Below are 12,719 nucleotides of genomic sequence, written 5' to 3'. Positions count from 1 at the left end.
AGGACGTTATGCTGCATCAATTTTCACGTACGGAACTCGCAATTGGACCTGAAGGATTAGAGAAGCTGAAAAACAGCACAGTTGCAGTTCTAGGAATCGGCGGTGTCGGCTCAATGGCTGCAGAGGCATTGGCACGCACCGGTGTAGGGCGAATTATTCTCATTGATAAAGATACAGTCGATATTACGAACATTAACCGGCAAATTCACGCCTTGACGACAACAGTAGGTCAGAAGAAGGCGGAGTTGATGCGTGAGCGGATTAAGCTAATTAATCCAGATTGCGACGCGATCGCGCTTAACATGTTCTATACGGAAGAAACCTATGAGGAACTGTTCAAGTATGAGCTAGATTATGTTGTCGATGCATCAGATACGATTGTATATAAAATTCACTTGATCAAAGAATGTTTGAAACGTAAAATACCTATCATTTCTAGCATGGGTGCGGCGAACAAGATGGACCCTTCACGCTTCCAAGTGGCTGACATTTCGCAGACATCTTACGACCCGATTGCCCGCGTCATTCGGCAAAAGCTGCGCAAGGATGGCATTCGCAAAGGGGTCAAGGTTGTGTTCTCTACAGAGGAGCCGATCAAGCCGCGTGAGGATGTTACGGAGCGCATCGTACCGGATACTGCCCCTGATATTCGCAAGGCGAAGCAGCCGCCATCCAGTAACGCATTCGTACCGCCGGTAGCCGGGCTTATTATGGTCAGTGTCGTGATTCGCGATATGCTGGCAGACTTGTAATTCGTGGTGACAGATATGGATCTATTCTCTTATGGGGAAGAACAGCAGCATCCGACGATGCGATTGCTGGCTGATCGAATCCGGCCAAGAACATTGGAAGAATATATCGGCCAAGAACATATTGTAGGGCCGGGGAGACTGCTGCGGAGAGCGATTGAAGCGGATCGGGTCTCCTCGATATTACTGTATGGCCCCCCAGGCTGCGGCAAGACAACGCTCGCGAATATCATCTCGGAGCAGACAAAGGGTGAATTCGTTCGTTTAAATGCTGTCGATGCATCAGTTAAGGATGTTCGAGCCGTAATTGAACAGGCGGATACGAACAAGAAGATGTACAACACCAAGACCATTCTGTTCTTGGATGAGGTTCATCGCTTCAATCGATCGCAGCAGGATGCCTTGCTGCCTGCCGTTGAGAAGGGGACGATTATATTCATCGGCGCAACAACGGAAAATCCATTCCATCATGTAAATGGAGCGTTGATCAGTCGTTCGACCTTGTTCCAATTAAAGCCGCTCACGAAGGAGCACTCGTTGATGGCGATGAAGCGTGCTTTGGTGGATAAGGAGCGTGGGCTTGGCTTCATGCCGATTCAGGCAGACCCGGATGCGCTTGAGCATATCGCTTCCATGGCGAATGGTGACATACGCCGTGCATTGAACGCGCTGGAGATGGCGGCAATGACGACGACACCGGAGGAAGACGGGACAGTCCACATTACGCTGGAAGTGGCGGAAGAATCCGTTCGGCGGCCGACTGTGCAGGCAGATGAATCTGTACAGTATGACGTCTTGTCCGCCTTCCACAAGAGTATTCGCGGCTCCAGTGATGCGGCATTGTACTGGTTCCTGTATGCGGTCGAGAAGCTGGGCATGGATCCAATGACGTTCATTCGCAGATTAACCGTTGCATGCAGCGAGGATATCGGATTGGCGAACCCGCAAGCAATGGTGCAGGCCGTGAGCGCATTGGAGGCCTATCATCGAATTGGCTGGCCGGAGTCGAAATACATCGTGGCACAAGCTATCTTATTCGCGGTAGAAAGTCCGAAGTCCAACTCGATACCGCTTGCCATTGCTCGCGTCATGCAGGCGTTTGAAGATATTAAGACTGCTGAAGTGCCATTGCATTTGCGAGATACCCATTATAAAGGCGCGGACAAGCTCGGACACAAGGGCTATCAGTATCCTCACGACTACCCAGGACACTATGTAGAGCAGCAATACCTGCCTGACCTGATCAAGAAGCGGGTATTCTTTATGGCGAACGAGCAGGGGACAGAAGCGAAGATGCGCATCAACCAAGAGCGGAGAAGAGGCTCGCATGGGCGAGGCGACGTTTAGTACGTTTAATGTAGACAGACCTGTACTGAATTTGAAATGAATACTTTGATGGAGGTATTTTCATGTTCATTCGTAGGCACAGAGCTAACAGAAACAAAGGACATCGTCTGAATCGACTCGCACCATTCTCATTGGTTATTGGTCTTATCGCATTAACAATTGTCGCAGGCTGTGGCAGTTCTCCTGCGGGCAAAGAAGGCGCAGAACATGCCGGACAAGCATCAGGAGATCATGAACGTCTGATGAAGAATGGCGATCTGCGTCAAACGACGGCATCGGTTGCCGAACTTCCGCCTTTCTTGAATGACAAACAGAAGGAAATGCGACAAGTTTATCAACTGGCTGCTGCGAACAGTGAATTACTTCAATATATTCCTTGTTATTGCGGATGCGGAGAAGTAGCTGGCCACCAGAGCAATTTAAATTGCTTCGTCGCCTCGAAGGAAGAGGAGAAGATCGAATGGGATGATCACGGCACTCGCTGTGGTGTGTGCCTTGATATTGCCGTAGAGGCGTCCCTCATGCTGAGGGACGGGAAGTCGGTCAAAGACATCCGCCAAGCTATTGATACCAAATACAAAGAGGGATATGCAGAACCTACTCCTACGCCACTTCCTGCTGTGTAGGAGCAGTCTTCATGCATGCTCTGAATCAATTGGCATGGATTCCTTCGGAATCCATGTTTATTTTTCTTCGCTTTGTCATAACCTACAGGCAACAGTGCCATACATATGTAGGTATGTTCATCTCGTTCCCACGCATAAGCAGCCAGATATAGATGAACAACACAAAGGAGAAGAAGAAGATGAATTATTTCCTGGGAAAAGATTTGGATGCAGATGTACTGGAGCGGGTATCGCAAACGTTCAAAGCGTTGGGTGATCCGACACGTATTCGAATTTTGTCACTTCTTGCGCGTGAGGAATGCGCCGTAAATCAAGTCGCTGACGCTCTGCAATTGTCACAATCGGCAGTATCTCATCAGTTGAAAACACTTCGTGCATATCGCTTCGTCAGATATCGCAGAGAAGGTCAAAATATTTTATATATTTGCGATGATGCTTATATACTTGAGCTGTTAAATGAAGCAGTTCGATACGCGATTGAGCAGTAATTTCGCGAAAGCGCAGACTGATTGTTCCGATTCATATTCAACAAAAATGGTGATAGGACGATATAAAGAAAGAATATACATAAAGACAACAAATCCCGCTAATTCTCATATGTTCAACGATGAGGCGTATGGGAGTAGGATTCTTATGTATTTTCTTATATAATATATATATATGTCTTTATTTTATTGTATGGGGAGGTGTTCCTGTCCGTTTCGAAGTGGGAGTGGGCAGGAGATCGGGTGAGTAGTGATCCGTTACCGATATTTTGGGGATTGTTGTTTGTACTGCTATTAGTATTTTTGAATGGCTTTTTCGTTGCGGCAGAGTTCGCGATGGTGAAGGTGCGCGGAAGTCGTCTGGATACACTCGTGCAGGAGGGGAATGCGAAAGCGAAGCTGACTCGGCATGTGACAGAGCATTTGGATGCTTACTTGTCTGCCTGCCAATTGGGAATTACGCTTGCTTCTCTTGGTCTCGGATGGATCGGGGAGAAGACTGTCGCACAGCTGCTGTATGAACCGTTGACGGCACTTGGTGCAAGTAATGCGGTGATTACATCGATATCTACTGCTATCGCCTTCATTATCATTACCGTGCTGCATATCGTTCTGGGCGAGCTTGCGCCTAAGACGCTTGCGATACGCAAATCGGAACGTGTAGCATTGTGGACTGCAGGACCATTAAGCTTATTCTACAAAGTGATGTATCCGTTCATCTGGCTATTGAATGGTACGGCTAACATGGTGCTGAAGGTATTCGGCATCGAGCCGGCTTCTGAGCATGAATCAGCTCATACGGAAGAAGAGATTCGTATCCTAGTGAAGGAAAGCCATAAGAGCGGTCTCATTGATAATACTGAATTGGCACTTGTAGACAACATTTTCGACTTTACGGAAACGCATGCACGGGAAATTATGATTCCAAGAACCGATATGGTCTGTTTGTATGCAGAGGATTCATTTGAAGTAAACAAGACCAAAGTGCTGACGGAAATGCATACTCGTTATCCGGTATGCGATAACGATAAGGATAATATTATCGGCTTTATCCATATTCGCGACATTGTGAAGGCTCCTGATGATTTGGAGAGCATTCATTCGATTGTTCGGCCAATGTTAAGTGTCCCAGAATCGATGTCAATTAGTGCCTTGTTGAAACTGATGCAGAAAAATAAGGTGCAAATCGCGCTGCTTATTGATGAATTCGGTGGGACAGCCGGTTTGGTCACATTAGAAGATATTATGGAAGAGATCGTTGGCGAGATTCAGGATGAATTTGATGAAGAGCGTCCGCAAATTGAGAAGAAAAATGAAACCAATTATTCGATTGATGGACGTTTGCTGATTGAAGAAGTGAATGCGTACTTCGGGACGAATATTTCTTCCGAGGATTATGATACAATTGGCGGCTGGATGTATGCCATGGTGGAGGTGCCTCCGAGAGTGGGGCTGCGAACTCGAGTGGAAGGCGCCTTTGAGTACGAATTCATCATTGAGGAGACAGATCATTTCCGGATTGCGCGACTTCATGTGAAGAAGCTGGGGGCGGCAACCAGCCATGATGCGATGCTGAATCCAGCATCAAGCATTTAGAACCAATGACGAAGGGGGTTATCCTGCACCGTGTGAAAATTCCACAGTGCGGGATAACCCCCTGTATTCGTTCAGCAATCCTGCTGAGTATTACGCCTTCAATTTGTGGACGACATCAATCGTGCCACCGCCGAGGCAAATGTCGCCATCATAGAAGACGACTGCTTGCCCAGGTGTTACAGCGCGTTGGTTGACGTCGAATGTTACCTCAACTGTTCCGTCCGCATTCTTCTGGAGAGTAACGCCTTGGTCAGGCTGACGGTAACGGAATTTGGCTGTGCAGCGGATCGGTTCAGTTGGCATGTCGCCTTCGATCCAGTTGACCTGAGATGCAACGAGCCCTGTGGAATAGAGGCTTGGGTGATCATCGCCCTGTACCACATACAGAACATTGTTGGCCAAGTCCTTCTCAGCAACGAACCATGGCTCTCCATTGCCTGAGCCGCCTATGCCCAAGCCTTGGCGTTGACCTAGCGTGTAATACATAAGCCCGTCATGGCGGCCCTTCACCTCTCCTGTACGGATGTCAATCATCTGTCCAGGCTGTGCAGGCAAGTACTGGCTCAGGAACTGCTTGAAGTTGCGTTCACCGATGAAGCATACGCCGGTGCTGTCCTTCTTCTTGGCAGTGGCTAGTCCTGCTTCTTCTGCAATGCGGCGAACCTCCGGCTTCGGCAGATGGCCGATCGGGAACATAGCCTTCGCTAGTTGTTCTTGATTCAGCGCATTAAGGAAATAAGTCTGATCCTTATTCCCGTCCACACCGCGCAGCAGCGTATGCTTGCCGTCTTCATGAAGGACACGCGCGTAATGGCCTGTCGCCAGATAGTCTGCACCCAGATCGAGTGCTTTCTGCAGGAATTCACCGAATTTGATCTCACGGTTGCACATTACATCTGGATTAGGCGTACGACCGTGACGATATTCGTCTAAGAAATAGGTGAAGACCTTATCGAAATATTCCTTTTCGAAGTTCACCGTATAATAAGGGATGCCGATTTGTTCGCATACGCGGCGAACATCTTCCGCGTCGGTTTTGGCTGTACACTGTCCGAACTCGTCAGTGTCGTCCCAGTTTTTCATAAATATGCCGATGACATCGTAGCCTTGTTGCTTAAGCAGCAGTGCTGTCACCGAGGAATCTACGCCGCCCGACATGCCGACGACGACGCGAGTGTTCGCATTAGAGTTTGTCATGGTATCACCGTCTTTGCTGCGAGCTGTAAGAATGGCCTTGCGATAATGGCTATCGGCTCGCGATTTTATCATAATAGCTTGAAACTAATACAGGCTTGATACAAAAGTGAGTTTTATTCACTTCCTTTAGTATTGTACCATAAGGGCTTGTATACCGGAAATAAGAGATGATGTCAAGGAATTTTCAAGCAAATGGAAATAATTCGGGAATAGCACATCAGTTTATTGTCCATAAAGAGAAGAGTTATGTTACGATATACAGGGAACCTTAATCGGAATACATTGGATTTATACGATAATAAAACTATGAGGTGTATAATATGAAAATTTCAACGAAAGGCCGTTATGGCCTGACGATTATGATGGAGCTGGCAAAGAGCTGTGGAGAAGGCCCAACGTCGCTAAAGAGTATTGCAGAGAAGAACCAACTGTCCGAGCATTATTTGGAGCAGCTGATTGCGCCGCTACGCAATGCTGGATTGGTTAAGAGTATTCGCGGCGCATACGGCGGCTATATACTGGCGGGCGTTCCTGAACATATTACAGCAGGTGAAATTATTCGCGTGCTGGAAGGGCCAATCTCCCCAGTCGACTTCACGGAAGAGGATGATCCGGCTAAGCGTGACTTGTGGCTGCGTATCCGGGACAGCATTGCGCAGGTACTTGATTCCACGACTCTTGCCGATCTGGTTAACTATAAGGATGTGGGAAGCCAGGACAGCTACATGTTCTATATCTAGACGATGGATGGATAGCAAGCTATAGGTTGACGACCACTTATCTTGAGAGTGAAGTTTGATATTGTTATTTGTCATACGGATTAGCAGAAACGAGGGAATACAATGGAACGCATCTATTTTGACCATGCAGCGACGACTCCGCTTCATCCAGACGTACTACAAGCCATGACCGACAGTATGCATCAAGTGTTCGGAAACGCTTCCAGCGTTCATGCGTTCGGACGTGAAGCGAAGCTCGCCTTGAATCAAGCTCGTGATAGTATTGCCGCCCAGCTGGGATGCCAGCCGCAGGAGCTTGTCTTCACGAGTGGAGGAACGGAAGGGGATAATGCTGCCATCTTCGGTGCAGCATGGTCTGCCTGGCTGCAGCAATCGTCAGAAACTGCTGCTCAGCTAGGAAGCAGTGGCGATGCATCCGCACGCAAGCCGCATATCGTGACGACTCAATTGGAGCATCATGCAGTGCTGCATGCGTGCGAGCGCTTGGAGCAGTTGGGCTTCGAGGTTACTTATGTTGCGCCGGATCAGATGGGTCGAGTATCGGTTGAGGCAATTGAAGCTGCGCTGCGCCCGCATACTTGTCTCATTAGTGTCATGTATGGCAACAACGAGGTGGGCACACTTCAGCCGATAGAAGAAATTGGCCGCTTGGCACGTGAGCGTGGCATTCTGATGCATACGGATGCTGTTCAGGTGCTCGGGCATTTGAAGCTCGAACTGCACGCGTTGCCGGTTGACTTTGCCAGCTTTTCTGCCCATAAGATTAATGGACCCAAGGGAGTAGGCGTTCTCTATGCTCGCGCAGGTGTTCACTGGGATCCTCTGCTGTATGGTGGAAGTCAAGAACGCAAGCGCAGAGCAGGGACGGAGAATGCAGCAGGGATTGCCGGAATGGCGAAGGCAATGGAGATAGCGAATGGCTCACTTCCAGCGAAGCTGGAGGAACTTGCGCAGGTGCGCAGCACGCTGTGGACAGAGTTGTCAGCAGTTCTCGGCGATCGAGTGGTCATGAATGGCCATCCTACTGAGCATTTGCCGCATATATTGAATGTTAGTTTCTTGGATGTGCCTACGGAGACAATGCTGATGAATTTGGACTTGGCGGGAATTATGGCTTCGAGCGGATCTGCCTGCACATCAGGCTCGCTTGAATTGTCGCATGTGCTAGAGGCTATGGATTTACCAGATGAGCGCAAGAGAACGGCTGTACGATTCAGCTTCGGTTTGGGCAATACTAGGGAAGAGGCTGCTTGCGCTGCGCAACAAATTGCAACCATCGTATCACGTGTTCGTACTAGACAGTAAGGGAACTGTCACAGCGTGAAAGGAGGGGCGTTTGAAGATAACGCGGCATGTTGGCCGGGGACGTACGTGAAATGAGAATCTCCCTGATTCTGATGAGGAACGTCCTGCATTTGGAAGTGAATGCCGTTAGCTGAAGAGGGGGCCCCGATATGAAGCTGTTGGAACTAATCGGCCTTCCCGTATACGGAATCGAGACGGGGAAGCGGTTGACCAAGGTAAAGGATATCCGCATTTCGAATGATTGGACTATCACACATATAGAGCTTGAAGGTCGTTCCCGCAAGGGATCACCACCTCCTTCTGTGAGCTGGGAAGAGGTAACGGCTTGTGGTGAGGATGCAATAATGATCGCGAATGATACAGCCATCCGGCATACGGAGGCTATCCATATAGAGAGGGCTTTCTTGACAGGGAATGGAGCGTTGAAGGATTTGCCTGTCATGACAAGTGAAGGATCGCAATTAGGATGGGTCGCCGATGTTTATTTTCAGCCAAATATGGGTAACCAAGTAACAGGTCTGGAAATTTCAGACGGTTTGCTGTCTGACTTGTTGGAAGGCAGACGGCGGATAGATGGGACAAGCCGCTTGAAATGGGGATCAGATGTTATCATCTTCGAAGATGGCGGATAACCTGAACGGTACGAACAAATTAGTCAATGGACGGAATGGTGAATACGATGTTGCGATGCCCGAATTGCAATTCCAAAGATATCGGGAAAATTGGTTCCCACCAATTTTATTGCTGGGGATGTTATATAGAGCTGACGGTGAACGGGGACAAGATGTCAGTTTACCAGGTCGAAGAGGATGGCACATTAAGCTCTCTAGATGACTTGTTTTTTGGTGATGAATTTGCTGCACCTTCGTTCCCAGAGGCGCAGGCTTCATCGTAAGGGTCAGGCAGAAATATCCACCATATGGAACATAAGCGCTCGTAACCGCCTTATAGAGGCGATTGCGGGCGCTTTTTGCATGCTCGGCCATTTGTCCGTGATGAATCTCATATTGTGAGAAAAAGAGTTCGTTCATAATGCATATTGTGCTCATTTTCAAATAACAACACTAGATATAGTTAACATAGACAAATTGCACTGAAAATGATGGTACATAAAGAGAAAGGAATGAGTTTGATATGACGATGGTATCCATGAAACGGACGAACGCAGTATGGGATCGGAGCAATCGGACCAGTACAGAGCGGCTGACGGCATCGCTGCATGAGATTGTTGACGGTGGCAATCAGGATCTGATGCAGGAAAATGCGAATGTAGATGGAAGATCGCCAATGGGTATGATGGGGAAGATCGCTAGCGAAAGCGCACGCTGGTATGCGGTTCAACATCTGCTGTCTGCAGACGTAAGAGATGCAGTGGAGCAGAACCTGATGTATCCACATGATCTTGATTTCTATGCCTCCGGTACGACAACGTGCTGCCAGATTCCTCTGGGCAAGATGTTGAAGCAGGGGTTCAACACAGGTCATGGATATATGCGCGAGCCGCAGGATATTAAGAGCGCGCTTGCGCTGGCATCGATTATATTGCAGGCGAACCAGAACCAGCAGCATGGCGGACAGGCGTATCCGATGTTCGATTATGATGTGGCCCCTTATGTGCGCAAGACATTCAATCGCCATATTCGCTATATGGAATCACTGCCGCTGCAAGCAGACTTCGATCTAGAGACAGAGGCGTGGAGACTAACGGAGCGTGACGTATATCAGGCTTGCGAGGCATTCATTCATAATGCGAACTCGATGCATTCTAGAGGCGGTGGGCAGGTACCGTTCATTTCATTGAACTATGGCACGGACACCTCTGTGGAGGGGAGAATGCTGATTAAACAGTTTCTTCTCGCAACGCAGGCCGGTCTTGGTAGAGGAGAAACACCTATCTTCCCGATTCAAATATTCAAAGTGAAGAAAGGCGTCAACTTCGATCCTGCTGATCCGAATTACGATCTGTACCAGCTTGCCTTGCAAACGACAGCGCAGCGGCTGTTCCCTAACTTTGCCTTTCTCGATGCTCCGTTCAATTCGCAGTACGATAACGGCACACCCGAGAGCGAGGCATGCTACATGGGCTGCAGAACGCGCGTCATGGGCAATGTGAACGGGGACGAAACGGCGATCGGCAGAGGGAACTTGTCATTTACCTCTTTGAATCTTGTTCGCCTTGCTATGATGTCGTCCAGTGTGGATGATTTCTTTGGCCGATTGGACTCGCTTCTGTCCTTGACAGTGAAGCAGTTGAGGGAGCGATTCGACTATCAATCGAAGAAGCAGGTGCGTGACTTTGCTTTTCTTATGAAGCAAGGGGTATGGCGCGGAAGTGAGGACTTGCAACCCGAGGATGAGCTGGGAGATATCCTGAAGCAGGGGACACTTAGTGTTGGCTTTATCGGACTTGCTGAGGCGCTTGTAGCGCTTGTTGGTTCCCATCATGGCCAGTCTGAGGATGCACGCAATCTAGGCATGCGCATCGTGTCTCATATGCGTATGCGAATGGATGAGGCGATTGAAGCGACAGGTCTTAATTTCTCCTTAATCGCGACGCCGGCTGAAGGTCTATCGGGTAAATTTACGAGCCGGGATCGAGATGATTTTGGAGTGAGACAAGGAATTACGGATCGGAAATATTACACCAACTCGTTTCATGTACCCGTCTATTACTCGTTGAAAGCAATCGACAAGATTCAAATCGAAGGGCCGTTCCATGAGCTGTGCAATGCCGGGCATATCACGTATGTTGAGCTGGATGGAAGCGCGAAAGCCAACCCACAGGCACTTGACCGTATCGTGCGTGCAATGGCGATGAGCGGGATTGGGTATGGTTCTCTTAATCATCCTGTTGATCGCTGTCGTACATGCGGCCATCAAGATACGATTGAAGATAGCTGTCCGATGTGTGGAAGCTCAGGCTCGCAGATTGAGCGCATTCGCCGCATTACCGGTTATTTGGTAGGGGATATGGATAAGTGGAACTCTGCGAAGCGGAAGGAAGAGACGGAGCGGGTGAAGCATCGATGAGTATGCGTGTTCTATCTATTTTGCATGACAGTGTCGTTGACGGCGAAGGGCTGCGTACAGTTGTGTTCTTCAGCGGCTGCCCTCATCAGTGCGAGGGGTGTCATAACCCGCAATCGTGGAACATGATGAACGGCACGGAAATGAGTGTAGCGGAGGTGGCAGCCGAGTTGCTGTCCAATCCGCTTACGGATGTCACACTGTCCGGTGGAGAACCGTTCATGCAAGCAAAGGAAGTGAAGGAATTGACCCGGCTGCTGCGTCAGTCGGGTCGACATATATGGGTATATACGGGATATACGGTGGAGCAGCTGCTTGAAAGAGGAACAGCTGACCAGCAAGAGCTGCTTCGCTGTGTGGATGTATTGGTTGATGGTCCGTTCGTAGCGGAGCGCCGTTGTCCAGGACTTCCCTTCCGCGGCAGTGACAATCAGCGCATATGGCGGATGGAGGAAGGGATACCAGTTGGATTAATTTCTCTCTAGGCTACACATACTTTACTGTATTGCAAGCATTCTACATCACAAGCGTACATGAACGGAGTGTGTAATACAGTGGAGCGTTTTTGGAAGAACCGTCTTTTTATAATGGCAATCTATTGTCTGCTTGGTCTTATCATCCTCTATTTTCTATTTATGATGAAACCTCTTATCGGGCATGTATATGGCTTCCTCAAGGCCGTGCTTGCCCCCTTCTTCGTGGCCATGATCATTGCCTATGTGTTAAATCCGATCGTAATCCTGCTCAATGAACGGAAAGTGCCGCGAACGATGGCAGTGCTGCTTATTTATGCAGTGTTTATTGCGGTAGTCACCGTGATTTTAGTCAATATCATCCCCATGCTGGTGAAGCAGCTTGCTGAGCTTAACAATCAGATGCCCCACCTAAATGCGAAGGCGGAACAGATGATGGACGGGGTTAGCAAGACGATGCCGTCCTCTGTACGTTCCGGATTAAATGACTCCATTTATGCTCTAGAGGAGCGCATAGGCAAAGCGATATCGGACTTTATGGAGAATATTGGGGCCGCCATTAATTTGCTCTTCATTGCGCTTATCGTACCATTCCTCATTTTCTACATATTGAAAGATTTTGACGTATTCGAGAGGGCGGTAATAGCTTATGTGCCGCGTTCGCATCGCAAGCATACGGTGATGCTATTCCGAGAAATTGATGCTGCACTAGGAAGCTACGTCCGAGGTCAATTTCTCGTATGCCTTATTATCGGTGTGCTTGCATATATCGGCTATTGGATAATTGGCATGCCCTATGCGCTCCTGCTTGCGTTATGTGTAGCCGTGTTCAATATTATTCCTTATCTCGGGCCATACTTCGGTGCTGCTCCCGCACTTATCTTCGCAGCGACGGTATCGCTCAAAATGATTATTTTGGTCATCGTTGTAAATACCATCTGCCAAATTGTAGAGGGGAATATTATTTCTCCACAGATCGTGGGCAAGACGCTTCATATGCATCCGCTGACGATCATTTTCGCCCTGCTTGTGGGCGGGGAGATTGCTGGAGTTGTGGGGCTAATCCTTGCGGTTCCTTTCTTTGCAGTCGTAAAAGTAATCTGTCAGCATATTGTAGCCTATCAAATCCGAAGAAAGACAGTGTGAGCATTTATCGGTAGTAAAGGGAAATCAC

Annotated in this window: 13 protein-coding genes; 12 read left to right on the top strand and 1 reads right to left on the bottom strand. The window is 48.7% G+C overall.

The features are described 5' to 3' along the window. Positions 1 to 8: 8 nt before the first annotated feature. The 5 genes from RQP50_RS13440 (at position 9) to RQP50_RS13420 (ending at position 4,803) form a co-directional block, all read left to right on the top strand. Positions 9 to 752, top strand: a complete 744-nt coding sequence (locus RQP50_RS13440; RefSeq protein ID WP_021257016.1) for a tRNA threonylcarbamoyladenosine dehydratase — start codon at positions 9 to 11, stop codon at positions 750 to 752. Positions 753 to 767: 15 nt separating this feature from the next. Continuing rightward, positions 768 to 2,096 (top strand): replication-associated recombination protein A, encoded by a 1,329-nt coding sequence (locus RQP50_RS13435; protein WP_072730362.1) that lies wholly within the window; start codon positions 768 to 770, stop codon positions 2,094 to 2,096. A gap of 62 nt (positions 2,097 to 2,158) precedes the next feature. Further along, complete coding sequence (locus tag RQP50_RS13430) at positions 2,159 to 2,722, top strand: PCYCGC motif-containing (lipo)protein (protein ID WP_315745732.1); 564 nt, start codon at positions 2,159 to 2,161, stop codon at positions 2,720 to 2,722. A 179-nt stretch (positions 2,723 to 2,901) separates the two neighbouring features. After that, positions 2,902 to 3,210, top strand: a complete 309-nt coding sequence (locus tag RQP50_RS13425; RefSeq protein WP_021257013.1) for an ArsR/SmtB family transcription factor — start codon at positions 2,902 to 2,904, stop codon at positions 3,208 to 3,210. A gap of 240 nt (positions 3,211 to 3,450) precedes the next feature. Beyond that, positions 3,451 to 4,803, top strand: coding sequence for a hemolysin family protein (locus tag RQP50_RS13420; protein ID WP_021257012.1), 1,353 nt, complete (start codon positions 3,451 to 3,453; stop codon positions 4,801 to 4,803). 90 nt (positions 4,804 to 4,893) lie between these two features. On the opposite strand, the gene mnmA is transcribed toward RQP50_RS13420, so the two are convergent. Next, positions 4,894 to 6,000 (bottom strand): tRNA 2-thiouridine(34) synthase MnmA, encoded by a 1,107-nt coding sequence (gene mnmA, locus RQP50_RS13415; RefSeq protein WP_315745731.1) that lies wholly within the window; start codon positions 5,998 to 6,000, stop codon positions 4,894 to 4,896. Positions 6,001 to 6,320: 320 nt separating this feature from the next. On the opposite strand from mnmA, the gene cymR reads away from it, so the two are divergent. From cymR to RQP50_RS13380, 7 genes are all read left to right on the top strand, one after another. After that, entirely contained in the window at positions 6,321 to 6,740 is a 420-nt protein-coding gene (cymR, locus tag RQP50_RS13410) for a cysteine metabolism transcriptional regulator CymR (protein WP_021257010.1), read from the top strand. Between the two features lie 102 nt (positions 6,741 to 6,842). Next, the gene (locus RQP50_RS13405; RefSeq protein ID WP_315745730.1) at positions 6,843 to 8,045 is read left to right on the top strand and encodes a cysteine desulfurase family protein; all 1,203 of its coding nucleotides are present in this window, start codon (positions 6,843 to 6,845) and stop codon (positions 8,043 to 8,045) included. Positions 8,046 to 8,194: 149 nt separating this feature from the next. Then, complete coding sequence (locus RQP50_RS13400; RefSeq protein WP_065292198.1) at positions 8,195 to 8,677, top strand: PRC-barrel domain-containing protein; 483 nt, start codon at positions 8,195 to 8,197, stop codon at positions 8,675 to 8,677. A 47-nt stretch (positions 8,678 to 8,724) separates the two neighbouring features. Beyond that, complete coding sequence (locus tag RQP50_RS13395) at positions 8,725 to 8,940, top strand: hypothetical protein (protein ID WP_036592596.1); 216 nt, start codon at positions 8,725 to 8,727, stop codon at positions 8,938 to 8,940. A gap of 245 nt (positions 8,941 to 9,185) precedes the next feature. Beyond that, positions 9,186 to 11,075 carry an anaerobic ribonucleoside triphosphate reductase gene (locus RQP50_RS13390; protein ID WP_394358397.1) on the top strand — a complete coding sequence of 630 codons (1,890 nt, stop codon included), beginning with the start codon at positions 9,186 to 9,188 and terminating at the stop codon, positions 11,073 to 11,075. Positions 11,076 to 11,077: 2 nt separating this feature from the next. Next, the gene (gene nrdG, locus RQP50_RS13385) at positions 11,078 to 11,557 is read left to right on the top strand and encodes an anaerobic ribonucleoside-triphosphate reductase activating protein (RefSeq protein ID WP_028531392.1); all 480 of its coding nucleotides are present in this window, start codon (positions 11,078 to 11,080) and stop codon (positions 11,555 to 11,557) included. 69 nt (positions 11,558 to 11,626) lie between these two features. Further along, complete coding sequence (locus RQP50_RS13380; RefSeq protein ID WP_315745729.1) at positions 11,627 to 12,691, top strand: AI-2E family transporter; 1,065 nt, start codon at positions 11,627 to 11,629, stop codon at positions 12,689 to 12,691. Positions 12,692 to 12,719: the final 28 nt, after the last annotated feature.

It is taken from the genome of Paenibacillus suaedae (assembly GCF_032337355.1).
Classification (GTDB): Bacteria; Bacillota; Bacilli; order Paenibacillales; family Paenibacillaceae; genus Paenibacillus_B; species Paenibacillus_B suaedae.
This window is presented reverse-complemented; position numbering and strand designations above follow the sequence as displayed.